Source organism: Pseudomonas sp. MRSN 12121 (assembly GCF_000931465.1).
In the GTDB taxonomy this organism is placed as follows: Bacteria; Pseudomonadota; Gammaproteobacteria; order Pseudomonadales; family Pseudomonadaceae; genus Aquipseudomonas.
Genome location: NZ_CP010892.1, coordinates 2,994,568 through 3,019,150, shown reverse-complemented (window position 1 = coordinate 3,019,150; position 24,583 = coordinate 2,994,568). Strand labels below are relative to the sequence as shown.

Annotated in this window: 21 protein-coding genes; 4 read left to right on the top strand and 17 right to left on the bottom strand. The window is 64.8% G+C overall.

All coding sequences use genetic code 11. From position 1 onward, the window contains the following. Positions 1–58: 58 nt before the first annotated feature. The 5 genes from TO66_RS13870 to TO66_RS13850 all read right to left on the bottom strand — a co-directional run bounded on the left by TO66_RS13870 (position 59) and on the right by TO66_RS13850 (position 5,651). Positions 59–238 (bottom strand): hypothetical protein, encoded by a 180-nt coding sequence (locus TO66_RS13870; RefSeq protein WP_044462856.1) that lies wholly within the window; start codon positions 236–238, stop codon positions 59–61. 168 nt (positions 239–406) lie between these two features. Further along, the gene (locus TO66_RS13865) at positions 407–1,579 is read right to left on the bottom strand and encodes a lactonase family protein (protein ID WP_044462855.1); all 1,173 of its coding nucleotides are present in this window, start codon (positions 1,577–1,579) and stop codon (positions 407–409) included. Then, positions 1,566–1,859, bottom strand: a complete 294-nt coding sequence (locus tag TO66_RS13860) for a DUF5629 family protein (protein WP_044462854.1) — start codon at positions 1,857–1,859, stop codon at positions 1,566–1,568. Before TO66_RS13860 ends, TO66_RS13865 begins: the two co-directional genes overlap by 14 nt. A 319-nt stretch (positions 1,860–2,178) precedes the next feature. Continuing rightward, entirely contained in the window at positions 2,179–4,554 is a 2,376-nt protein-coding gene (locus TO66_RS13855) for an RND family transporter (RefSeq protein WP_044462853.1), read from the bottom strand. Positions 4,555–4,601: 47 nt separating this feature from the next. Further along, positions 4,602–5,651, bottom strand: a complete 1,050-nt coding sequence (locus tag TO66_RS13850; RefSeq protein ID WP_044462852.1) for a YCF48-related protein — start codon at positions 5,649–5,651, stop codon at positions 4,602–4,604. A 307-nt stretch (positions 5,652–5,958) separates the two neighbouring features. Between TO66_RS13850 and TO66_RS13845 the strand changes: the two genes are divergently transcribed. After that, a complete protein-coding gene (locus TO66_RS13845) occupies positions 5,959–7,611 on the top strand; it encodes a SulP family inorganic anion transporter (RefSeq protein ID WP_044462851.1) in 1,653 nt (550 codons plus the stop codon). Positions 7,612–7,685: 74 nt separating this feature from the next. On the opposite strand, the gene pepN is transcribed toward TO66_RS13845, so the two are convergent. The 6 genes from pepN to TO66_RS13815 are packed head-to-tail and all read right to left on the bottom strand — an operon-like array spanning position 7,686 to position 14,198. After that, the gene (pepN, locus tag TO66_RS13840) at positions 7,686–10,352 is read right to left on the bottom strand and encodes an aminopeptidase N (protein ID WP_044462850.1); all 2,667 of its coding nucleotides are present in this window, start codon (positions 10,350–10,352) and stop codon (positions 7,686–7,688) included. Positions 10,353–10,364: 12 nt separating this feature from the next. Continuing rightward, positions 10,365–11,195, bottom strand: a complete 831-nt coding sequence (locus TO66_RS13835) for a DUF2797 domain-containing protein (RefSeq protein WP_044462849.1) — start codon at positions 11,193–11,195, stop codon at positions 10,365–10,367. Beyond that, a complete protein-coding gene (locus TO66_RS13830; RefSeq protein WP_044462848.1) occupies positions 11,192–11,452 on the bottom strand; it encodes a YeaC family protein in 261 nt (86 codons plus the stop codon). Before TO66_RS13830 ends, TO66_RS13835 begins: the two co-directional genes overlap by 4 nt. Positions 11,453–11,467: 15 nt before the next feature. Then, entirely contained in the window at positions 11,468–12,340 is an 873-nt protein-coding gene (locus TO66_RS13825; RefSeq protein ID WP_044462847.1) for a rhomboid family intramembrane serine protease, read from the bottom strand. Beyond that, positions 12,337–13,311 (bottom strand): metallophosphoesterase, encoded by a 975-nt coding sequence (locus TO66_RS13820; protein ID WP_177330438.1) that lies wholly within the window; start codon positions 13,309–13,311, stop codon positions 12,337–12,339. The genes TO66_RS13825 and TO66_RS13820 overlap by 4 nt, the downstream gene beginning before the upstream one ends. Then, complete coding sequence (locus TO66_RS13815) at positions 13,308–14,198, bottom strand: NAD(+) kinase (RefSeq protein WP_007920913.1); 891 nt, start codon at positions 14,196–14,198, stop codon at positions 13,308–13,310. The genes TO66_RS13820 and TO66_RS13815 overlap by 4 nt, the downstream gene beginning before the upstream one ends. 104 nt (positions 14,199–14,302) lie before the next feature. Here TO66_RS13815 and TO66_RS13810 point away from each other — a divergent pair, with 104 nt between their 5' ends. Continuing rightward, positions 14,303–15,253 (top strand): DUF1853 family protein, encoded by a 951-nt coding sequence (locus tag TO66_RS13810; RefSeq protein ID WP_044462845.1) that lies wholly within the window; start codon positions 14,303–14,305, stop codon positions 15,251–15,253. A gap of 121 nt (positions 15,254–15,374) precedes the next feature. Here the strand turns inward: TO66_RS13810 and TO66_RS13805 are convergent, their stop codons facing one another. Together TO66_RS13805 and TO66_RS13800 are read right to left on the bottom strand one after the other, a co-directional pair. Further along, positions 15,375–16,661 carry an arsenic transporter gene (locus TO66_RS13805; protein WP_044462844.1) on the bottom strand — a complete coding sequence of 429 codons (1,287 nt, stop codon included), beginning with the start codon at positions 16,659–16,661 and terminating at the stop codon, positions 15,375–15,377. Positions 16,662–16,853: 192 nt separating this feature from the next. Beyond that, the gene (locus TO66_RS13800) at positions 16,854–17,411 is read right to left on the bottom strand and encodes an NADPH-dependent FMN reductase (RefSeq protein WP_044462843.1); all 558 of its coding nucleotides are present in this window, start codon (positions 17,409–17,411) and stop codon (positions 16,854–16,856) included. Positions 17,412–17,626: 215 nt separating this feature from the next. On the opposite strand from TO66_RS13800, the gene TO66_RS13795 reads away from it, so the two are divergent. Beyond that, positions 17,627–17,860: a hypothetical protein gene (locus TO66_RS13795; RefSeq protein WP_044466027.1), complete on the top strand. Its 234-nt coding sequence runs from the start codon at positions 17,627–17,629 to the stop codon at positions 17,858–17,860. An 86-nt stretch (positions 17,861–17,946) separates the two neighbouring features. Continuing rightward, positions 17,947–18,840 (top strand): LysR substrate-binding domain-containing protein, encoded by an 894-nt coding sequence (locus TO66_RS13790; RefSeq protein WP_044462842.1) that lies wholly within the window; start codon positions 17,947–17,949, stop codon positions 18,838–18,840. Here the strand turns inward: TO66_RS13790 and TO66_RS13785 are convergent. From TO66_RS13785 to gabP, 4 genes are all read right to left on the bottom strand, one after another. Further along, positions 18,837–19,427, bottom strand: a complete 591-nt coding sequence (locus TO66_RS13785; RefSeq protein WP_044462841.1) for a GNAT family N-acetyltransferase — start codon at positions 19,425–19,427, stop codon at positions 18,837–18,839. The two genes, TO66_RS13790 and TO66_RS13785, sit on opposite strands and share 4 nt — an antisense overlap. Before the next feature lie 14 nt (positions 19,428–19,441). After that, a complete protein-coding gene (locus tag TO66_RS13780) occupies positions 19,442–21,697 on the bottom strand; it encodes an arginine/lysine/ornithine decarboxylase (RefSeq protein ID WP_044462840.1) in 2,256 nt (751 codons plus the stop codon). A 118-nt stretch (positions 21,698–21,815) separates the two neighbouring features. Beyond that, positions 21,816–22,571 (bottom strand): DNA polymerase III subunit epsilon, encoded by a 756-nt coding sequence (dnaQ, locus tag TO66_RS13775; protein ID WP_044462839.1) that lies wholly within the window; start codon positions 22,569–22,571, stop codon positions 21,816–21,818. 304 nt (positions 22,572–22,875) lie between these two features. Beyond that, positions 22,876–24,267, bottom strand: coding sequence for a GABA permease (gene gabP, locus TO66_RS13770; protein ID WP_044462838.1), 1,392 nt, complete (start codon positions 24,265–24,267; stop codon positions 22,876–22,878). Between the last annotated feature and the right edge of the window lie 316 nt (positions 24,268–24,583).

Genomic DNA, 24,583 nt, shown 5'->3' with positions numbered 1-24,583 from the left:
CGTCCCTCCAGGGCAGCCAGTGACTTCGCTCCTGCATACCAGGGCGGTGCGGGGAATTTCAGTGTTGGATCTTGTGATCCAGGGCAGCGTAGAAGTTGGCGCTTTGTTGCAGGTATTTCTGGGTGTAGGTGTTGGTCGCGGATTTTTTCTCGCTGATTTCCACGTTGGCGCTGGCTGGCAGGGCCACGCTGGCGGAGATGGCGGAAGCGGCGATGACGGAGAAGAGATTGAAGTTCATGTCGGTAACCCTCGGATGCAGTCGGCTTGTTTGCCCGGAAGCCTTGTTGCGCCGGGCCGTGAAGCAAAACTACGCCCGAGGGTCGAGCGGTTGAAATTTTTTCCAGCAGTAGCAGATATCAGCGTCATTAATAGAACGGCTCAGGCCCCGTCGACCGGGGCCTGCGGCCTATTGACGCACCAGAAACTTGATATCGCTGGGTGAATCGAACGGCAGTTTCTGCACGGTCTTGCCAAGGAAACCGGTCTTGGCGTCGCGCTCGATCACCACGATTTCGTTGCTCTTCTGGTTGCCGATCAGCACGTACCGGTTGCTCGGGTCGAGGCTGAACTCACGCGGGTGATCGCCCTCCACCGAACGGCGCTGGATCTCCTTGAGCTCCCCCGAGGCCTCGTCGATGGCGAACACCAGCAACTGGTTGGCGGTGCCACGGTTGCTGACGTACAGGTACTTGCCATCCTTGGAGGCATGCAGCGCCCCCGCGGCCTTCTTGTCCTTGGAGCCGCTGGTCAAGTCGAGGATCTGCTTCTGGGTCAGCTTGCCGTCCTGGTAGTCGAACACCGCCACCTGGGCGCTCATTTCCATGGTCAGGTAGGCGTGCTTGCCATCGGCGCTGAACAACAGGTGCCGCGGACCGCTGCCCGGCGGCAGCTCGACGAAGGCCGGCTCGGCCGCGCTCAGGGGATACTCGGCGTTGGCCTTGGGGTCGTAGCGATAGACGAAGACCTTGTCGGCGCCCAGGTCGCTGGCGAACACGAAGCGGCCGTCCGGCGACGACACCACCGAATGCACATGCGCCGACACCTGGCGCTCGGGATTGACCCCGCTGCCCGGGTGGCTGCTGAGCTGGACCACCGGCGACAGCTTGCCATCGGTGCCGACCGGCAATACCGCCAGGCTGCCGCCCGGGTCCGCGACCACCGAATAGTTGCTGACGAACAGGTAGCGGCCGTCGCCGCTCAGGCTGGAATGCGTCGGCTCGTTGCCCAGGCTCTGCACCTGGCTGATCGGGCTGAGCTTATGGCTCTTGGCCTCGATGCTGAAACTGCTGACGCGACCGACCGGGTCGGCTTGCCCCGGCCCGTTCTCGTTGACCGCGAACAGTTGCTTCTGGTCCTTGGACAGGGTCAGCCAGGACGGGTTGGCGCTCTTGACCACTTGCAACGGCTTGGCGTCGATCTTGCCGGTACGGCCGTCGAACCTGAAGCGGTAGATGCCTTCGCTCTGGCCCTGGGTATAGGAGCCGACCAGCAGTTCCTGGGTCTCGACCGGCGCGGCCTGCACGGACATGGCGCCGACGCTGCCCGCCATCAGCAATGGCCAGAAATTACGCATCCTCATGTTCATCCTCCTCGTCGTTACGGCCACTGAACGCGTTCATGCACACCAGGCGGTGCTCACCCGAGTCACCGACGAGGGTCCAGCTTTGCAGGCTGGCGTCGAAGGTCGCGGCATTGACCTGCGCCAGGCTGAAACTCCAGCGCTTGGCGGCGCGGCCGTCCATGCACTCGATCAGCAGTTGCTGGTCGTCCAGGGTGAAGTCGAAGGCATGCAGCCCGTCGATTTCCAGCATGTCGCAGGCTTCGAGGGCGGTCAGCAAGGTGTCTGTGGCGGCAGTCATGGTGCTCAATCATCGGTTGGAAAGCGGCCATGATAGCGGGTCCGACGCGGCGCGGCTGTAGTGGCACGACAAAGTTCGCTGGCCCGCTATTCCACCCCCTGCCCCCCTATGCCTTACGCCCTGTTCCCTGTTCCCTGTAGCCGCTGCCGAGCGCCAGCGAGGCTGCGTAAGGGCCGCAGGCCCTCCTGCGCCCGGAAGAGCGCTACGACCGTGCCGGTCGATCGCAGCCTCGCTGTCGCTCGGCAGCGGCTACAGGATCGGGGCGGCGGGCATAAAAAAACCGCGACCTGGGTCGCGGTTTTGTCTGGCCCATCGCTGCTTAGTGGGCGAACAGCGAGTTGCCCTTCTGCCCCGCCAGTTTTTCCGGCTTGATCAGGAACCGCGCCAGCGCCGGCAGCAGCCACAGTGCGCCGAACATGTTCCACAGCAGCATGAAGGTCAGCATCAGGCCCATGTCGGCCTGGAACTTGATGGCCGAGAAGATCCAGGTGGCGACGCCTATGGCCAGGCACAGGCCGGTGAACAGCACCGCCTTGCCGGTGGATTTCAGGGTCTGGTAATAGGCTTCCTGCAACGGCAGGCCCGCGCGCAGGAAGCTCTCCAGGCGGCTGTAGATGTAGATCCCATAGTCCACGCCGATCCCCACCCCGAGCGCCACCACCGGCAGGGTCGCGACCTTGACCCCGATGCCCATGAACGCCATCAGCGCGTTGCCCAGCACCGAGGTCAGCACCAGCGGCAGCACGATGCACAGGGTCGCCGCCCAGGAGCGGAAGGTGATCATGCACATCACCGCCACACAGATGTACACCAGGATCAGGATGGTCAGCTCGGACGTCTTGATCACTTCGTTGGTGGCCGCCTCGATCCCGGCGTTACCCGCCGCCAGCAGGAACTCCAGGCCGTCCTTGTTATTCTCCTTGGCGAATTCCTGCACCGCATGCACCGCGCGGTCGAGGGTCTCGGCCTTGTGGTCGTTGAGGAAGATCAGCACCGGCGCCAGCGAGCAGTTGTTGTTGTACAGGCCGTCGGCGCGAGCGATGGAGTTGTTCAGTACATCCGGGTTGCGCGACAGGGTTTCCCATTTCAGGTTGCCCTCGTTCATGCCCTTGATCATCTGCTTGGACACGGTCACCAGGGAGATCGCCGACTGCACGCCCTCGGTGTTCTGCATCTTCCACATCAGCTCGTCGATCGGCGCCATCGCTTCGTAGCGCGAGCAGCCTTCGGCGGCGGTCTTGACCATCACCACCAGCACGTCGGAACTGGTGGAGTAATTGCTGATGATGAAGTTGTTGTCCTTGTTGTAGCGCGAGTCCGGACGCAGTTCCGGCGCGCCCTGGTCGAGGTCGCCGATCTTCAGGTTCTGGCTGTACCAGAGGCCGCCGCCGAAGGCCAGCAGGGCCAGGAAGATCGACACCGGCGCGACTTTCGGGCTGGCGAAGTTCGCCAGCAGGCGCCAGAACGGATGTTCGCGGGTGGCGTCCTTCTTGCTGCGCTCGATCGCGCGCTTGCTGATGCCGACGTAGGAAATCGCCACCGGCAGCAGGATCAGGTTGGTGAACACGATCACCGCCACGCCGATGGAGGCGCCGATGGCCAGCTCGCGAATCACCCCGATATCGATGATCAGCAAGGTGATGAAGCCCACCGCGTCGGCGAGAATCGCGATCATCCCCGGCAGGAACAGCTGGCGGAATGTGCGCCGGGCCGCGGTCAGGGCATTGTCGGCCCCGCTGGACTGCAGGGCGATACCGTTGATTTTCTGCACCCCGTGGGAAATGCCGATGGCGAAGATCAGGAACGGCACCAGCATCGAATACGGGTCGAGGCCGAAGCCCACGGCGTGCATCAAACCCAGTTGCCAGACCACCGCCACCAGGGTGGTGATGAGCACGGCGATGGTGCTGCGAATGCACCAGGTGAACCAGTACAGCAGCACCAGGGTGATCAGGAAGGCGATGCCGAAGAACATCACCACCATGATCAGGCCGTCGATCAGGTCACCGACCTTCTTGGCGAAACCGACGATGTGGATCTTCACATTGGGGTTCTGCGCCTCGAACTTGTCGCGGATCTTTTCTTCCAGCTGGTGGGAGAACTTCTGGTAGTCCAGGGCCAGCAGCTTGCCCTGGTCCTGCGGGTCCGGGTAGGACTCCAGCAGCGGGATGTCGACGATGCTCGACTTGAAGTCGTTGGCCACCAGGCGCCCGACCTGCCCGGACTTGAGCACGTTGTTGCGCAGCAGGTCGAGGCTGTCGGCCGACCCGTTATAGCTCTGCGGAATCACTTCGCCGCCGGCGAATCCCTCTTCCGTCACCTCGGTCCAGCGCACGCTGGGGCTCCACAGCGATTTCAGGCCCGAGCGGTCGACGCCGGAGATGTAGAACACCTCGTCATGGATCTGCCGCAGCGTCTCCATGTAGTCCTTGGTGAAGATGTCGCCATCCTTGGCCTCCACCGAAATGCGCACGGTGTTGCCCAGGTTCGCCAGGTCGTTGCGATGCTCCATCATCTTTTCGATGAAGGGATGCTGGAGCGGGATCATTTTTTCGAAACTGGTGGACGGCCGGATCAGCGTCGCCTGCCAGAACAGGAAGATGCTGACCAGCAGGCAGATGACGATCACTGCCGGGCGGTTATTGAAAATCAGACGCTCGAGAAACGTCGCCTTGTCGGTTTGATGACTGCTCATGGAAGTGTTCCCGCCTTCTTATTATTGGCCCGGCTTGCTTGCCCTGATTATTTTCCCAGATCGGCGCCGTCCGCCGTGGTCGAGCGTACGCCGCCCTGCCCCGCCAGAATCAGGTTGCCATTGCCGGCCGCCGTCACCGCGGCCAGGGAGATACGGTCCGCACGGTTGTAGACGTTGAAGGTCAGGCCGTTGTCGGTGCTGCGCACCACGCTGCCGCCGTTGCCGACGATCACCAGCGAACCGTCGTCCAGCAAGGTCGCGCCAGACAGGCCGAACTCCAGGTTGCCGCGGGCCGCCTTGAGCTCGATCTGCTCCCAGGTGCTGCCGAAGTCGGTGGAACGATAGAGGTTGCCGCGCAGGCCGTAAGCCAGCAGCGTGGCCGGCTGGGCGGTGCCGATCACCCCGAAGAAGGAACCTTCGTACGGGCCTTCGAGGCGTTCCCAGGTCTGCCCCCAGTCGGCGGAACGGAACATGCTGCCCTGCTCGCCGACGATGAACAGCCCGGAATCCTTGACCGCGGCGATGGCATTGAGGTGGTACTGGTCTTCGTTGTCCAGGCGGTCGCTGGCGTCTTCCCAGTGCTGGCCGCCGTCGGTGGTGGCCAGCAGCGCACCGTAGGCGCCCACGGCAAAGCCGTTGCGGGTGTCCTGGAACCAGACATCCAGCAACGGCGCTTCGCGCTTGAGATCCTCGAACTGTTTGCTCCAGGTGGCGCCGCCGTCCTCGCTGGCGAGGACCTGGGCATCGTGGCCGACGGCCCAGCCGTGCTTGTCATCGACGAAATACACTGCGGTCAGCAGTTGCCGGGTCGGCACCCTGGCCTGGGTCCAGGTCTGGCCCTGGTCGTCGGAATAGAGAATGTGCCCGCGGTCGCCGACCGCGACCAGGCGCGCGCCGGCATGCGCGACATCGAGCATCAGGCCCTTGCTGGCCTTGGCCGATTCGGTGGAATAGACAGTGTCCGCCGCGGACGCGGCAGCCAGGACGGGCGCCGGCAACAGGGCGGCCCCCAACAGCGAGAGCGCTGTAGCCAGCAGCGCCACTCGGCGCAACACCGGCGGGCGGCAGGAACCCACACCCATGACAGGCTCACTCATAGACCTTTCCCCCATTTATTATTGTTAGGTCGTTCAACCTTTACAGGGCGCCGTTCGAGGCATGCCAATCGACTGCGGATCCCCGGACATCGTCCTGAAACCTGCCATCTAGAGCCCCTTCGGAAGCTGGCCTATCCTATCGGGCTTTAGAAACGTCTGACAATCGACACCACGTTATCTTTTGTTAACCATGGCCACGGCCGATCCAGGCGCCTGTAGCGGGCCATCGCGCAAAGACTGATCCAGGACCAGGGCCACCACTCCCCGGCTTGGCTATGATGAGCGAGTCGGACTTCGGGAGCGGGCCATGATTGCCATACGCGAAGCGTGGAAAGCCGGGTTGCTGGGACGCGCCCACTGGACCCGCAACCTGGTGTCCGGGCTGATCGTCGGCGTGGTCGCGCTGCCCCTGGCCATGGCTTTCGCCATCGCCTCCGGGGTCAAGCCGGAACAGGGTATCTACACCGCCATCGTCGGGGGCCTGCTGGTGTCGCTGTTCGGCGGCAGCCGGTTGCAGATCGCCGGGCCCACCGGGGCCTTTATCGTGATTCTCGCCGGGGTCACAGCCAAGTACGGGGTCGATGGCCTGCAACTGGCGACGATGATGGCCGGGATCATCCTGTTCCTGCTGGGCATCAGCCGCCTGGGGGCACTGATCAAGTTCATCCCGGACCCGGTGATTCTCGGTTTTACCGCGGGGATCGGGGTGATCATCTGGGTCAGCCAGTGGAAGGACTTCTTCGGCCTGCCCGCTGTCCAGGGTGACTACTTTCACCAGAAACTCTGGCACCTGCTGCTGGCCCTGCCCGACCTGCACCTGGCCACCACCCTGCTGGGCCTGCTGAGCCTGGCGCTGCTGTTGTGGGTGCCGAAGGTTCCCCGGCTCAAACGCCTGCCGGCGCCCCTGGTCGCCATGACCCTGGCCACGCTCCTGCAGTCGTTGTTCCAGTTCGAAGGCGTCGCCACCATTGGCAGTGCCTTCGGTGGCATTCCCCAGGGCCTGCCGGAATTGCACCTGCCGGCGATCAGCCTGCCCCGGGTGCTGGACCTGATCGGTCCGGCCTTCGCCATCGCCATGCTCGGCGCCATCGAATCGCTGTTGTCGGCGGTGGTGGCCGACGGCATGGCCGGCACCCGCCACGACTCCAACCAGGAACTGATCGGCCAGGGCCTCGCCAACCTGGCCACGCCGCTGTTCGGCGGATTCGCCGCCACCGGCGCCATCGCCCGTACCGCCACCAATATCCGCAACGGCGCCAGCAGCCCGCTGGCGGGCATCACCCATGCCCTGGTCCTGGTGCTGATCATCCTGTTTCTCGCGCCGCTGGCGGCCGATATCCCGCTGTGCGCGCTGGCGGCGATCCTGTTCGTGGTGGCCTACAACATGAGCGAACTGCACCATTTCAAGCGCATGGTACAACGGGCGCCCCGGGCGGACGTGGCGATCCTGCTGTGCACCTTTGCCCTCACGGTGTTCAGCGACCTGGTGATCGCCGTGAACATCGGGGTGATCCTGGCGATGCTGCATTTCCTGCGGCGCATGGCGTCCTCGGTGGAGGTGCAACAAGTGGTGGAACAGGACCTGCAACACGAACTGCTGGGCAACGGCCAGCGCTACCTGCCACCGGGCGTGCTGATCTATGCCATCGAGGGGCCGTTGTTCTTCGGTGCCGCGGAGACCTTCGAACGCGCCCTGGCCCAGACCCACAGCGACCCGCAGATGCTGATCATTCGCCTGAAACACGTGCCCTTCATGGACATCACCGGCTTGCAGACCCTGGAGGAAGTGATAGGCGAACTGCACAAGCGCGGGATTGTGGTGAAGCTGTGCGAAGCCAACCTCAAGGTGCATACCAAACTGGAGCGGGTCGGCATCCTGCACGCCATAGGCGCGCAGAACTATCACCGGAATCTGTCGCAGGCGTTGCAGAGCGAGCGCCCCGCCAGCCCGCCCCTGTAACGAAAACGTGCGGCATCCGAGGCCGCGCGTTGACGTGTTTTTTCGCGAGCAAGCTCACCCCCTGCCGGGAGGAGTCAGGCCAGGCTCTTGCTCACCACCTCGAAGACATCGCTGGACAGCTCGCCGCACGCGCGGATGCGTTCCAGCTCGGCCTTCATCAGCGCCTGGCGGGCGCTGTCGTATTTGCGCCAGCGAGTCAGCGGCGCCAGTTGCCGCGAGGCGATCTGTGGATTGAAGCCGTTGAGCTGGATCACCAGGTCGGCCAGGAAGCGATAGCCGGAACCGTCCGCCGCATGGAAGTTGACCAGGTTCTGGCCGGCGAAGGCGCCGATCAGGGCGCGCACCTTGTTCGGGTTCTTGATGTTGAACGCCGGGTGCTGCATCAACGCCTTGACCCGCTCCAGGCCGCCCGGCAAGGGGCTGGCGGCCTGCACGCTGAACCACTGGTCCATGACCAGGGCGTTGCTCTTGAAGTGCTCGGCGAACACCGCCAGGGCCTTGGCCTTCTCGGCCTCGAACGGCGAGTTGACCAGCACCGCCAGGGCCGTCAGGCGCTCGGTCATGTTGTCGGCGGCATCGAACTGCTCGATGGCCGCCGCCAGCACTTGCGGCTTCCCGGTGAGCATCAGGTACGACAGCGCGATGTTCTGCAGGGCACGCCGGGCGAAATGCGCGGACTCGGCGACATACTCGGTGCTCCGGGACACTTCGCGATTGGCCTGGTAACGCCGCCACAGAGCATCGAACAGGCTGTCGGCCAGTTGCCGGCGGGCGAACTCGCGCGCCACATGAATGGCTTCGACATCCGCCACTTCGCTGATTTCAGTCAGGTAGGCCTCGCCCGGCAGCGAGAGCATCTCCGCGACCATGGCCTGGTCGAGGCGCTCGTCCGCCAGGACCGTGCCCAGGGCGGTGACCAGGCGCGGGTCCATCTGCAGCGCCTTGCCCTGTTGCTGCTGGGCGATCAGGTCGCGCAGCACCTGCACCGCCAGTTGCTGGCCGGCGTCCCAGCGGTTGAAGCCGTCGCTGTCGTGCTGCATGAGGAACATCAGCTGGTCGCGGTCGTACGGGAAGCTCAGCTTCACCGGCGCCGAGAAGCCGCGCAGCAGCGACGGCAGCGGGCGCTCGGCGATGTCGACGAAGGTGAAGGTCTGTTCGGCCTCGGTCACCGAGATCACCCGCGACGTGCCTTGCGCGGCGGCTTCGCCGGCCAGGCGCAGGGCAATCGCCGCGCCTGTGGCATCCAGCAGGCCCAGCTCGACCGGGATCACGAACGGCTTCTTCTCCACCTTGTCCGGGGTTTGCGGGCAGCTCTGGCGGAAGGTCAGGCTGTAGGTCTGCGCCGCCGCGTCATAGGCGTCGCTGACGACCAGCTGCGGGGTGCCGGCCTGGCTGTACCAGCGCTTGAACTGGGTCAGGTCGACGCCGTTGGCGTCTTCCATGGCCTTGACGAAATCGTCGCAGGTCACAGCCTGGCCGTCGTGGCGCTGGAAATACAGGTCGCTGCCCTTGCGGAAGCCTTCGGCGCCGACCAGGGTGCGGATCATGCCGACCACTTCCGAGCCCTTTTCATACACGGTCAGGGTGTAGAAGTTGGAGATCTCGATAAAGCTTTCCGGGCGCACGGCGTGGGCCATGGGGCCGGCATCTTCGGCGAACTGGTGGGTGCGCAGGTAGGCCACGTCCTGGATGCGCTTGACCGTGCGCGAGTTCATGTCCGAGGAGAAACCGGCGTCGCGGAATACGGTGAAACCTTCCTTGAGCGACAGCTGGAACCAGTCGCGGCAGGTCACGCGGTTGCCCGACCAGTTGTGGAAGTACTCGTGGGCGACGATCGCCTCGACCCGCTGGTGCGCGGCGTCGGTGGCGGTCTCGGCGCGGGCCAGCACGGCGCTGGAGTTGAAGATGTTGAGGCCCTTATTCTCCATCGCGCCCATGTTGAAGTCGTTGACCGCGACGATCATGAAGATGTCCAGGTCGTACTCGCGGCCATAGGTCTGCTCATCCCAGCGCATGGATTTCTTCAGGCTGGTCATGGCGTGCTGGCACTTGTCGATGTTTTCCGGCTCGACATAGATGCGCAGCGCCACATCGCGGCCGCTCATGGTGCGGAAACTGTCCTCGACGCACCACAGGTCGCCCGCCACCAGGGCGAACAGGTAGGCCGGCTTCATGAACGGGTCTTCCCAGGTCGCCCAGTGCCGGCCGTCCTCGCCCGGGCCGCTGGCGATCGGGTTGCCGTTGGACAGCAGCACCGGATAGCTGTGCTGCTCGGCCACCACCGTGGTGGTGAACTTGCTCATCACATCCGGGCGGTCCAGGTAATAGGTGATCTTGCGGAAACCCTCGGCCTCGCACTGGGTGCAGAACATGCCGCTGGATTTGTACAGGCCTTCCAGGGCGGTGTTGCTTTCCGGGTGGATGCGCACGCTGGTGTCGACGGTGAAGGATTCGGCAGTCGGCTGCAGGGTCAGGTGGTTGGCGTCCAGCTGGTAATCGGCGGCTGTGAGCTCGCGGTCGCCGAGGGACACCGACAACAGCTCCAGTTGCTGGCCGTCGAGCACCAGCGGCGGCAGCGCTGCGCCAGCCTGGGCACGGGCCGGGTTGCGGCGCATCACCAGTTGCGCATGGACCAGGCTGTGGTCCTCGAACAACTCGAAGGTCAGGTGCGTCTCGTCGATCAGGTACTCGGGGGCCTGATAGTCCTTCAGGTAGATCATCTTCGGTTGTTCGGTGCGCATGGCGAATTCCTTCTACTGATGCACGGCGAGCTGGTAGGCCGTGTATTTACGAATATTAATCACCCCGGTATCGAAGATCAGGTACTGGCCCTTGACGCCCAGCAACGTGCCCTCGGCAATCGGATTCTTGTCCAGGTTGAAGCTGACGATCTTGGCCGGGTACTGCTCGACCGGGTAGCGGATCTCGATGGGCTCGACGTCGGTCACCGGCTGGATGGCCTGCAGGCCGAAGCGCTCCTGCAAGGCGCGCAGGCCGTCGGCGCAGGTCGCGAACAGCTGGTCGCGAACCTGCAGCAGGTCCACCGCCGCCGCATCGCCCTTGAGCAAGGCGCGCCAGTTGGTCTTGTCGGCCACCTGGCTGCGGAACAGGTCCTCGACGAAACCGGACTGCTGGCGAGTCGCCACGCGCATGATCGGCAGCGCCTGGCTGGCGCCCTGGTCGAGCCAGCGGGTGGGCAGCTGGGTGGCGCGAGTGATGCCGACCTTGATCCCCGACGAGTTGGCCAGGTACACCACATGGTCGGTCATGCAGAACTGCTCGCCCCAGGACGGCTCGCGGCAGGTGCCGGCGTCGTAGTGGCAGCGTTCCGGGCTCATGATGCACACGTCGCACTGGGCCAGCCGGGTCATGCACGGGTAGCAGTAGCCCTGGCTGAAGCTGGTCTTGGTCTTGCGCCCGCAGTGGGTACAGTGGATCGCCCCCAGGTATTCCAGGCGCAGGGTGCGGCCGATCAACGGATTGACCGGCACCTCGCTGTCGCCGAGACGGAAGGCATATTGCACGTTCGGCCCGTCCAGGCGCGCCGACATTTTGCTGATGGAGCCACGGCCGATCTCGATCAATGGATGGCATCCGACTTGAACAGGATGTTCGGCACTTCGATCGACTTCGACGAGCACTCCTGCGGGCCCATGTAGCCGGTCCGCTCTTCCTCGGGCAGGTTGTGCATTTCCCAGGCGATCATCGCCTGCAGCGACAGCTCGCGCTGCTCGGCGGTGAGCTTGCGGCCATCGGACCATTTGCCGATCTCCACCGCCAGTTTCAGGCTCTGGTAGATGTCCGGGGTGATGTTTTCAATCATTTCGATAAAGGACGACATAAGCGGTCTCCAGCATTAGAGGGCCAGTTTACGGCGACTGTACAAGCCGCCCAACAAACCGGTGAGGCATCCGACGAGCAACCCGCCGACATGGGCGGCGTTGGCGATTTGGCCGAAGCCGATCATCGAGACCAGCCCCGACAGACAGATCAGCAACCACACCAGCATCATCGCCAGGACCCCGCGAGGCAGGCGATACGCCGGGTTGGGCGAGAGCAACTGATAGATCCAGCAGTGCCCGAGCAGGCCGTACAGCACGCCGGACAGGCCGCCGAACAGGCTCGGCCCGCCGAACAGGTATTGCGCGTAGTTCGACACCAGGCTGAACAGCAGCGTCAGGCCCAGCAGGTTGATGCTGCCCTGGCGCGCCTCGATGCGCCGCCCCAGCTCCCAGTACCACATGCCGTTCATGGCGATATGCAGGAAACCGAAATGGATCAGCATCGGCGTGACCAGGCGCCACCACTGCCCCGCCGCCAGGCTGTCGGCCAGGGGGGTGAATTGCAGGTAGTCGCCGACCACGCGAAATTCGAGGAAGGTCAGCCAGCGCAGGGTGTCGAGGTTTTCCCCGAGCAGGGTCAGGCCGGCGACGACCAGGCTCAGCAGCAGGATCAGCGCGGTGGCCGGGCTCTGGCGCAGCTGCTCGACGAAGCCCGGGCGGCGCAGCGCGGTGCCGGCCTCGGGAATGTCCAGCTGATGCTCGGGATCGCCCGCCGGGAAGCGCTCATACAACGAGCGCACGTCCGCACTGATGGCGTCCGGCACCCAGAGCACCTGCTCCCCGGACTCCTCGCTGACCCGGTGCGGCACCTGCATGCGCTGCAACAGCTTGACGAAACCGCTCAGGTCCACGCTCAACGGCAGACGCAATACCGCCACCGCACTCATTGCACGACCTCCGGCCGCTCGACATCGACCCAGACGAATTTGTTCGGGTCCAGGCGGGTTTCCTGGTCCAGGCGATAGGCCACCAGCTTGCCGTAGAGCACAGCGCTGTAGTCCAGGCAGGCCAGGTTGGCGCGGATCGGCGCCGGTTTGCCGCTGCGCCAGTAATGGCCGACGAACAGCATCGGCTCGTCGGCCCCGTAGCGCAGCAGGTTGTTCTTTTGCGCCGCGGACAGCGGTGTGCGCGCCACCGGTTCGGGCAGCGCATCGGGCTGGAACACGATGTCGCCGTAGGTCTGCGGGTTGTCCTCCCAGAACTTGGTCCGGAAGAACGAACGGGTCAGGCCGTCGCCGCTGGTCATGGTCATGCCGTGGGGCAAGCGCATGTCGGTGCCGCGCAGCAGGCGGTCGAACACGGTGTTGGCGAAGCTGCCGGGCACCGCCGAGGCCTGGAGGAAAGGCTCGTCGATGCAGCCGTCGGGGTATTGCCCGCGCAGCGGCTCGATCAGCCCGGCGTCCCAGCAGGCGTGCACCACGCGGAACCGCCCGGCGTCGACGAACAGCGGCATCTGATAAAACCAGCCGAGGAAGTCGTGCCAGTCGCCGGGGTGCTGCTCGAACTGCACCAGGGTTTCGTGAATCAGCCGGGCATGGCGCGGCGTGTGCTCGCGCACGAACTGCTGGCCGCTGCCGGGCGGCGCCGGGGTGGTCCAACCCAGGGCGTTGAACTCGTGGTTGCCCATGATGCACAGCGCCTGGCCGGCTTCGGCCATGTCATGCACGATGTGCAGGGCTTCGCGGATACGCGGGCCGCGGTCGATGATATCGCCGAGGAATACCGCCATGCGCGACGGATGCCGCCAGACGCCGCCCTGCTTGTGGTAACCGAGCCGGTCCAGCAAGTGCTCGAGGGTCAGGGCGCATCCGTGCACGTCACCGATCAGGTCGTAGCTACGCGCGGGATCGAGCATCAGTCGCCTCCACCGCCCAGGCGGCTGCCCCAGCCGAGCTTGGTGCGGCAGACCTCGTAATAATTGTGGTCCAGCGGATGGATCAGGCGCAGTTTCTGCGCCTTCTTGCTCACGGTGATGGTGTCACCGGGGGCACAGGTGAAGTGGTTCTGCCCGTCGCAGGAAACCTGCGGGTAGATCTGCATATCCTTGGACACGACGATTTTCAGCTCACTGTTGCCATCGACCACGATCGGCCTTCCCGACAAGGTATGGGGGTACATCGGCACAATCACAATGGCGTCGAGCTTGGGATGCATGATCGGCCCGCCGGCGGACAAGGCGTAGGCGGTGGAACCGGTCGGCGTGGCGACGATCAGGCCGTCGGCCTTCTGGCTGCAGACAAACTGGCCGTCGATGTAGATCTCGAATTCGATCATCCGCGTCGACTTGCCCGGGTGCAGCACCACGTCATTGAGCGCGTCGCCCTGGCCGATGGCCTCGGCGTGGCGGCGGACTTCGGCCTGCAGCAGGAAGCGGTTTTCCACCAGGTAGTGGCCGTCGAGGACTTCGGCGACCTTGACCTCCAGCTCGTCCGGGCGGATGTCGGTGAGGAAGCCCAGGCTGCCGCGGTTGATCCCCAGCACCGGGATGTTATGCCGCGCCAGCGCCCGGGCCGCGCCCAGCAGGCTGCCGTCGCCGCCGACCACGATCACCATGTCGCAGACTTCGCCCAGCAGCTTGCGCGAGGAGGTCTGCAGGCCGTGGCCGGGCAGGACTTCAGCGATGGTGTCTTCGAGGATCACGTGCAGGTGGCGGGCGAGCAGAAACTTTTTCAGTCGGCGAACTGTGTCCAGCACCTGGGAACTGCCCAGGCGACCGATAATGCCGATATTGCGAAATTGCTCCATGGGGCTCCTGCGGGGTTCTGGGACGGGCAAAGCAGAGATTATGGGCGAAAGCCGGCCATAGACAAAATCCTTTCAGCCGCGACGTTAGGCGCTATGCTCGCTGAATGATCCTGTTCCCCGGCTTGCTCGACCTTCCCCGCCAGTTGCGCCACCCCGAAGTGCGCGACCTGGCCTGGGTCATCCTCGCCCCGCCGATGCTCGAGCAGACGCCCTGGCCGCAACGTCATCCGCTGGCGGGCAGCGACTGGGTGCAGGCGCCGCAACGGCTGGCGCACTGGCTGCGCGAACTGGACCAGGACAGCCGCGCCCTGCAGCGCTGGCTGGCTCTCGGACCGACCCGCCGCCTGGGCCTCTACTATGAACGCCTATGGCAATTTGCCGTGCAGCAGGCGCCCGGCGTCGAGCTGCTGGCGGCGAACCTGCCGATCCGCCGCGCCGGCCATACCCTCGGCGAGCTGGACATGCTGCTGCGCGACCGCGACGGCATCCATCACCTGGAACTGGCGATCAAGCTCTACCTCGGACCGCAGCACGGCGACGGCACGCAAGCCTCGTCCTGGCTCGGCCCGGGCTGCCACGACCGCCTGGACCGCAAGCTGGCGCACCTGAGCGAACACCAGTTGCCGATCTCCACCCGGGCCGACAGCCTGGAGGTGCTCGCCGCCCTGGATATCCGCGACTTCAGCGCCCACCTGTGGCTCGGCGGCTACCTGCTCTACCCCTGGCCCGGCACCACCCTGCCCCCGTGCGGCGCCCACCCGCACCACCTGCGCGGGCGCTGGCTGCACCAGCGGGACTGGCCCGCCTTTATCGCGCAAAGCCGACCCGGACGCTGGCAACCCTTGCCGCGCCAGGCCTGGCTGGCACCCGCGCGCTACCCGGCGGAACAAGCCTGGAGCGCCGCCCAGCTGGAGGGCTGGCTGCAGGAACTGGATCCCCACGCCCCGGCGCAACTGCTGGTGCGCCTGACGCAGAACGACAGCGGCGACTGGGAAGAGGCCGAACGCCTGTTCCTGGTGGCCGACCTCTGGCCGAACGTGCCCGGAACCGCTTGAGTTTCAGTAGTCGGCCTTCGCACGCCATCGCAAGCACGCCTCGATCCTTGTAGGCGCGAAGCTTGCTCGCGATAACGTCGTCCCTGCCCTCCACACATCAAACGAGTTCCTGCAGCGCCCCTCACATCACCGACAAGCGCACGGCCAGCGCCGCCAGGGTCACCAGCAGCACCGGCAGGGTCAGCACGATGCCGACCTTGAAGTAGCGCCCCCAGCCGATATGGATGTCCTTGCGCTCCAGCACATGCAGCCAGAGCAAGGTGGCGAGGCTGCCGATCGGGGTGATCTTCGGCCCCAGGTCGCTGCCGATCACGTTGGCGTAGATCATCGCGTCCTTGACCAGCCCGCTGGCCTGGCTGGCATCGATCGACAACGCGCCGACCAGCACCGTCGGCAGGTTGTTCATGATCGACGACAGCACCGCCGTCAGCAGCCCGGTGCCCAAGGCCGCGCCCCAGATGCCGTACTCGGCGAAGCGATCGAGCCAGCCGGCCAGGTAGGTGGTCAGGCCGGCATTGCGCAGGCCATACACCACCAGGTACATGCCGAGGGAAAAAATCACGATCTGCCACGGCGCCTCCTTGAGCACCTTGCGGGTCGAGATCCTGTGGCCACGGGCGGCGATGCCCAGCAGCAAGGCCGCGCACACCGCCGCAATCGCGCTGACGGGAATGCCCAGCGGCTCCAGGGCGAAACACCCGAGCAACAGGATCGCCAGCACCCACCAGCCGGCAACGAAGGTCGCCCGGTCGCGGATCGCGCTGCCCGGCGCCTCCAGTTCCTCAGGGTCGTAGGCCCGCGGGATGTCGCGGCGGAAGAACCACAGCAGCACCGCCAGGGTCGCCGCCACGCTGACCAGGTTCACCGGCAGCATCACCGCCGCGTACTGGTTGAAACCGATCCGGAAGAAATCCGCGGACACGATGTTCACCAGGTTCGACACCACCAGCGGCAGGCTCGCGGTATCGGCGATAAACCCCGCGCCCATGACGAACGCCAGGGTTGCCGCCCGGGAAAACCGCAGCGCCAGGAGCATGGAAATCACGATCGGGGTGAGGATCAGCGCCGCCCCGTCGTTGGCGAACAGCGCCGACACCAGGGCTCCCAGCAGCACCATCAAGGCGAACAGCCGGCGTCCACGGCCCTGCCCCCAGCGCGCCATATGCAAGGCAGCCCAGGCGAAGAAGCCGGCTTCATCGAGCAACAGGCTGATGATGATCAGGGCCACGAAGGTGCCGGTGGCATTCCAGATGATCTGCCACACCACCGGGATATCGGTCAGTTGCACCACCCCGGACAGCAAGGCGAGCACCGCGCCGAGCACCGCGCTCCAGCCCACGCCGAGGCCCTTGGGCTGCCAGATCACCAGGGTGATGGTCAACAGGAAAATCAGTGATGCAGTCAGCATGCCGGACAGCCTTGAGCGAAACAGGGGAAGTGAATGGGGCGTTCGCGGTCAGGCTCAAGACCTGCAAGCCCGAGCGGGCCATGGGCAGGGGCGCACCTGGCGGAACGAGGGGCAATATAGGGATGCCCGGGCGGGCGGTAAAGCGCTTCGCACGAAGCGGGAGCCGGGCTGGCGACTCCCGCCGAGCACGGCTCAGGCTTTCTTGTGCTGCTCGACCCACTGGCCGTAGGCATTGATGAAGTTCTGCAGGAACGGCTTGACCGACTCGGACAGCTTGCCCGCCTCGTCGAAGGCCGAGCCGGCGCCGCCCAGGTAGGCTTCCGGCTGTTGCATGCACGGCACGTTCAGGAACACCAGCGATTGGCGCAGGTGATGGTTGGCGCCAAAACCGCCGATGGCGCCCGGGGACACGCTGATCACCGCCCCCGGCTTGCCGCTCCAGGCGCTCTGGCCATAAGGGCGCGAACCGACGTCGATGGCATTCTTCAGCGGCGCGGGCACCGAACGGTTGTATTCCGGGGTCACGAACAGCACGGCGTCGGCGGCTTTCAACTGCTCGCGAAACGTCTGGTAGGCAGCCGGCGGATTCACGTCGATGTCTTCGTTGTAGAGCGGCAGGTCGCCGATCTCGACGATCTTCAGCTGCAGGTTGGCCGGCGCCAGTTCCGCCAGGGCCAGCGCCACTTTCCGGTTGATCGAGGCCTTTCTCAAGCTGCCGACCAGCACTGCAATGGTGTAGACGTTGCTCATAGTGAATTCCCGACTTCTGGTTGAGGAAGCTGGTAGTTATAGATGATCCACCCCGCCTCCAGCCACCCCGCACGCAAGGAAATCGCCGGCTTTTGCGGCTCGCCGCCGCGGCATCCGGGGCCCCGGACTATTTTTTTCACGCCGCTAAACTTAGTTCGTCCCTACAGGGTCTACAGCACCGCGAATTGAGTGTTTTATTTCCAGAGGCTCTAAAGATGGCAGCAGTACTCGTCGGGCAGTTTCATGCGCGGGATGCGGAAGGTCGTGTCTATTCGGTGCATGAGTTCCAGGAATCCACCCCCTCGCCAGAGGGCAGCGCCGGCTCGGAGCCAGTCACCACCTACCGCCTGGCCATAGGCGACCGCGTCAACAAAATGGACGACAACCAGTTCTTGCTCGTGCAATCGGGCATCACCCTCATTCGCGAGCCCGAGGCCATTCCTTCATAACGCAGCGTTATGAGCAGAAGTCATGGACGTGGACTTGAGTTAGGATTCAGCCAGAATCCCTCACCGGCTGGACATGGACTTCAAGCATGCGTTTACGTCACATCGAAGTGATTCAGGCCATCCTGCAAACCAGCCACCTGGGCACGGCCGCCGAGCTGCTGCAACTGTCGGTGGCTGAAGTGGAAGCGATCCTGCGCGATGCCGAAAGCCAGCTCGGCTTCATGCTCTTCGCCAGCGTTCGCGGACGCCTGCAAGCCACTCGGGAAGCACGGGAACTGCAACCTGCGATCACCGCCGTCTACGATGCGTTCGACCCTGTGCAACGCCTGGCCGACAGCCTCAGGCAATACCAGGCGCCGCCGTTGCGCGTGATCGGCACCCCGCCCCTGGCCCAACGCCTGTTGCCGCAGAGCATCGCCGCCCTGCGCCGGCGTTTTCCCGATACCCCGTGCAATCTCGCCAGCCAGGGCACTCGCGAGATGGTCAGGAGCCTCTTGCTGCGCGAATGCGACCTGGGCCTGAGCCTGCACGACCCCGACCATGCCGATATCCACTGCACCGCCCTGGCCCAGGGCAAGCTGCAACTGCTGGCGCCCCACGGCTGGCTGCAACCGAAACAGAAATACATGGCCCTGCAGGACCTGGCCGGCCAGGCCATGGTCGGCCTGGAAGGCCAGGACCCGTTGAGCGTGACCCTGGACAGCAAACTGCAGAACCTGCGCCCGGCCCCCGTCATCCATACCCGCGTGCAGACCCACCAGATGATGCGCAGCATGGTCGAGGCCGGCGAAGGCCTGGCCATCGTCGACCCCTTCACCGCGCTCGGCGCCCGCGACAGCGGCCTGGACGTCTGCCCGCTGTCGCCGCCGATCCCGGTCACGCTCTATGCCCTGACCCGCAGCGGCAGCGCGCCCTCGGCGACCCTGGCGACGCTGCTGGAAACCCTCACGGAAAAGGCCGAAGCCATGCTGGCCGGCTAGCCCTCGGCTTCCCGCGCCAACTCGTCGCTGAACAGCCGGTACCAGAAAATCGCCACCTCGGCCGTGGTCGGATCGATCCCGCGATAACGCAGATGATCGATACCGCCGACCTGATAGCCGCAGCGCTCGTACAGCCGGCAAGCGCCCAGGTTGTTGTTCTGGGTCTCGAGCATGATGCCCGGCAGTTTCTTCTTGCGGCTCCAGAACAGCGCCACATCCAGCAAGGCCTTGGCCACCCCGTGCCGGCGCGCCGCCGCGTGCACCGCCAGTTCGTCGATATGGGCATAGCCGTTCCAGTTGGTGCTGACCACCACATGGCCGACCGGCTCGTCGTCCAGGTAGGCCATGAACACCGCGCTGTCGGCGGCGTCGCGGTAGCTGGCGAACTCCTCGGGGTCGATGCCGTAGCACTTGCGGTAAGGGGCGACGTGCCGCAACGGCCACTTGGCCACGGCCTGGCCGCTCACGACCTGGGCGTAGGCGCTGACCTCGAAGCTGAAATCACTGCTCCAGACGTAGTCGGCGAAGCCGTCGTCGGCCACCCGCACCGACAGGCCGGGGTACTGGGGGTGGATCATTGGCTGCATAGCGGGAAACGTCCTCAAACCTTGATGCAATCGACGGTGTAGTGCCGCCCATTGCCCTCATCTTCATGCTGCAATCCATGCACATCCGCGACAAAGCCGGGAAAGCTGCTATCGAATGTACGGGCGAAAGCCAGGTAATCGATGATCGAGCGAGTCGACTCGGTAAAGCGCTCGCCCGGCATGATCAGGGGAATGCCCGGCGGGTAAGGCACCAGCATCACCGCTGCGACCCTGCCCACCAGCGCGTCGATGGACACGGCCTCGACCTCGCCCCGTACCAGTTGATCGTAGGCGTCGGCCGGTTTCATCGCCACCTCGGGCAGCACCGTGTACATGCGCTTGAGGTGCCGGGCCGTGGCATTGCTGCGGTAACAGGCGTGCAGTTGATCGCACAGGTCGCGCAGACCCATGCCCTGGTAACGCGCCATATCCTGCTGGGCGATGCTCGGCAGGCAGGCGGCCAGGCCGACATTGGCGTCGTAGTTGCGCTTGAACTCCAGCAGTTCGGTGAGCAGCGTGCTCCACTTGCCTTTGGTAATGCCCATCGAGAACAACACCAGGAACGAATACAGGCCGGTCTTCTCCACCACCAGCCCGCGCTCCCAGAGAAACTTGCTGACCACCGCCGCCGGGATCCCGCATTCGCTCAGCGCGCCGCCGGCCGTGAGTCCGGGCATCACCAGGGTGACCTTGATCGGGTCCAGCAGCACATAGTCGTCGGTCACCCCGGCAAAGCCGTGCCACTCGCCTTCCGGTTCCAGCAGCCAGTCCGCGGTATTGACCTGATCGATGCCTTCCACCCGATCCGGCTGCCAGATGGAGAACCACCAGTCGTGCGCGGCAATGTGCTGGCGCAGGTTGGCCAGCGCCCGACGGAAACTCAGGGCCTCGTCGAACATCTCTTGCAGCAGCGAGCGCCCCGCCGGCCCCTCCATCATCGCCGAGGCCACGTCCAGCGAGGCGATGATGCTGTACTGCGGCGAGGTGGAGATATGCATCATGAAGGCTTCGTTGAAGCGGTCGCGGTCCAGCTGCCGGGCGCCGCCGTCCTGCACGTGGATCATCGATGCCTGGCTGAAGGCCGCCAGCAGCTTGTGGGTGGAATGGGTGGTGAACACCAGCGGGCTGTCGGCGCTGCGCGAGGTGCCCATGCCGTAGCGCCCGTCGAAGAACTCATGGAAGGCCGCGTAGGCGTACCAGGCCTCGTCGAAATGCAGCACCTCGACACTGTTGCCCAGGCTCTGCTTGATCAGCTCGGCGTTGTAGCAGAGGCCGTCGTAGGTCGAGTTGGTGACCACCGCCAGCTTGACCTTGGCCGGCCGCCCGCGGGTCAGCGGGTTGGCGTCGATCTTGGCCTGGATCGACTCGCGGCTGAATTCGCTCAGCGGAATCGGGCCGATGATCCCCAGCTCGTTGCGTTCCGGACAGAGAAACAGCGGGATCGCGCCGGTCATGATGATCGAGTGCAGCACCGACTTGTGGCAGTTGCGATCCACCAGTACCAGGTCGTCGCGGCCGACCATGGAGTGCCAGACGATCTTGTTGGCGGTCGAGGTGCCATTGATCACGAAGAAGGTGTGATCGGCGCCGAAATTGCGCGCCGCCCGTGCCTCGGCTTCCGCCAGGGGGCCGGTGTGGTCGAGCAGCGAGCCCAACTCCGGCACCGATACCGACAGGTCCGAGCGCAGGGTGTTTTCGCCGAAGAACTGATGGAACGCCTGCCCTACCGGGCTTTTGCGATACGCCACGCCCCCGCCGTGCCCCGGGGTGTGCCAGGAATAATTGGAATCGGCCGTGTGCTGCACCAGGGCCTTGAAAAAGGGTGGCAACAGGCCATCGAGGTAATTGCGCGCCGCCCGCGCCACCTGCCGTGCCAGAAACGGCACCGTGTCTTCGAACAGGTAGAGGATGCCGCGCAACTGATTGAGTTCGCTCATGGCGTCGGCCGGGGCGTTTTCCAGGGTCACCTGCTCGCCCAGGGCGAAGATCGGCAAATGCGGGGCGCGGAGCCGGGCCAGGCGGATCAGCTCGACCATGTTTTGCAGCAGGTGGGTGTTTTCCCCGGCGCCCTCGGCGGCGATCAGCATGCAGGCCAGGCCGTGGTGGGTCGAGGCTACCAGGCGTCCTTCGGCGTAGTCGACGGCGGAAAAGATACTGAAGCCTTCCTGCTCCAGCTCCCTGGCGATCCCCCGCACCCGGTCGCCGGCGACGGTATCGGCCTTGATGTCGCGATGCACGATAAGGACGGGGAACTTCAGGTCTTTATACATGGGGCAGGCATCCAGAGGCGGCGGACAAACGTCCGCCAATGCCCTCAGGGTAGAAGCTCGCGGCCCGCCGCGTAACCCCGTCAACGACCTCCTGTAATAAAAGGTCGCCCTCGAACAACTACGACTGCTGGGCTTCGGCTTCGGCCAGCTGGGTCCAGAGCGCCGGTGCGCCGGCGGACTTGGCGATGAGTTCCAGGCGTACCAGGTGCTCGGCCAGTTCCGCCTCGCTGGCCTGGATGATCCGGCCGCGCTGGCGATCCGCCGGCAGGCGACGGATTTCGCTGGCGCGGTTGCCCGAGCCGTCGCCATTGCCGTCCGAGGCGTTGCCGGCCAGGGACAGGCTGGTCTGGCCACCCGTCATGGTCAGGTAGACGTCGGCGAGAATCTCCGAGTCGAGCAAGGCGCCGTGCAGTTCGCGGCCGGAGTTGTCGACGTCGTAGCGCTTGCACAAGGCGTCGAGGCTGTTGCGCTGGCCGGGGTGGCGTTCCCGGGCCATCAACAGGGTGTCGAGAATGCTGCAATGCTGGGTGATGTCGGCGCGGTCGTGCTGGCCGATCAGGGCGAATTCGTTGTTGATGAAGCCAACGTCGAACGCCGCGTTGTGGATGATCAGTTGCGCACCCTGGATGAACTCGAAGAATTCATCAGCGACCTCGGCGAAACGCGGCTTGCCCACCAGGAACTCGTTGGTGATGCCGTGGACGCCGATCGCGCCCTCGTCGCTCTCGCGATCCGGTTGCAGGTACACGTGGAAATGGCGGCCGGTCAGGCGTCGGCCGATCAGCTCCACGCAACCGATTTCAATGATCCGATGCCCGTCGGTCACCGGCATGCCGGTGGTTTCGGTATCGAGTACTACTTTCCTTTCAGCCATAAACCGTCAACAACCTCAACCTGGGAGCCCTGGGGTCGGCCTTCCAGCAGAAGGCACCTGCCAGAATCCGGCCAGGAAATATAAAAGGTAAAAACCAGAGACACAAAATCCGCTGAAACACGCCCCGACGGGCATCTGGCGAGGAATCGCCCGACCCTCGGCGGCGGACGCGGTGCGACATGATAACCGCGCCGACGGGGTTGCGGCACGCCCTATCGCGTCGCCGCCGCCCCCATCCGCCGTCAGCGGCCGCTCGCCGGGCGACGGAACGCCTTTGCCTCGGGGCTTTCGCCGGAGCCCGGAGTCAGCCTGCGGAAGCCACTTTCTCGGGCTCGGCATGCTGGCGGGTCAGCACCAGGCCGAGGAAGGAAATCGCCAAGGCCAGGCCGATGGTGGTGGTCACCTCGGAACGGTGCTCGGGGGTCACCAGCATGACCGACAGGGCTGCGACGATGAATACGATCACCAGGTAGGTCAGCCAGGGAAACAGCCACATGCGGAAGGTCGGCTCGATATTCTGCCGGCGCAGCTTGCCGCGCATGCGCAACTGCGACACCGCGATCACCAGGTACACCAGCAGGGCAATCGCGCCGGAACTGGCGAGCAGGAATTCGAACAGGCCGGCGGGCATGAAGTAGCTCAGCAGGGTCACGCCGGCCCCCAGCACCGTGCTGGCGAGAACGGCGGCCCTGGGCACCCCGGCCGCCGACGTCGCCTTCAGCCGTTGCGGCGCATCGCCGCGCCGCCCCAGCGAAAACAGCATGCGCGAGGCAATGTAGATCGACGAATTCATGCAACTGGCCACGGCGATCAGCACCACCACATCCACCATGAACTTGGCATGGGGGATGTTCATCAGCTCCAGCGCCCGCTGGTAGGAACCGACCGAGGCCAGCAGCGGGTCGTTCCAGGGCACCACGGAAATCACCACGAAAATCGACAGCACGTAGAACACCCCGATGCGCCAGATCACCGAGCGTGTGGCCTTGGCGATGTTCCGCGCGGGATCGCTGGACTCGGCGGCGGCGATGGTCACCGCTTCCGTGCCGATAAAGCTGAACATGATGGTGATGAAGGCGCCCACCACCGCCGACAGGCCGTTGGGGGCGAAGCCGCCGTGCTCGGCCATCAGGCGGCTCAAGCCGCTGGCCTGGCGCTCGGGCACCCAGCCCATCAGAATCGCGAAGCCCAGGGCGATGAAACCGATGATCGCCACGACCTTGGCCATCGCGAACCAGAACTCGAACTCGCCGTACTTGGCAACGCTGAACAGGTTGGTGATCACCAACGCAATGATCGACGCCAGGGCGAACAGCCAGGCATCGACCTGGGGAAACCACTGGTGCAGCACATGGCCCGCGGCCAGCGCCTCGATCGGAATCACCAGCACCCAGAACCACCAGTACAGCCAGCCGATGGTGAAGCCCGCCCATGGCCCGATGGCCTGGTCGGCGTAGGTCGAGAAGGAACCGGTATCCGGGTTGGCCACGGCCATTTCCCCGAGCATGCGCATCACCAGGACCACCAGCAACCCGGAGAACAGATACGCCAGCATCACCGCCGGCCCCGCGGCGGCGATGGCATGCCCGGAACCGACGAACAGCCCGGCGCCGATAATGCCCGCGATAGACAACATTGTGACGTGACGCGGCTTGAAGCCCTGCGCCAACTGACCGCTCGAATCCATGAGGCCCATTGGGTTTATTCCCTTGTGATCGATGCAGGAACGCACTGACCGCTGCTCGGGTGCGGCCCGTGCCAGCCACGCCCTGCTCTGTCAGCCATCGCAACACGGGCGCTGCAATGAATCGGTGGGCCACCTTACCTGCCCCGCCCGGCGGCTCAGTTGCCTGAGCGCGCCATCGTTTTGTCTGATCTCGCCACCCGAGCGGCGTCGATATCGGATCGACATCAGCGCCGCACGGCGCATTCCTGCCTGCCTATATAAGAGGGCAAGCAAACGCCCACACATCCGGATGCACTCCCGCCGCCCGTATCCGGGCGCGACCTTC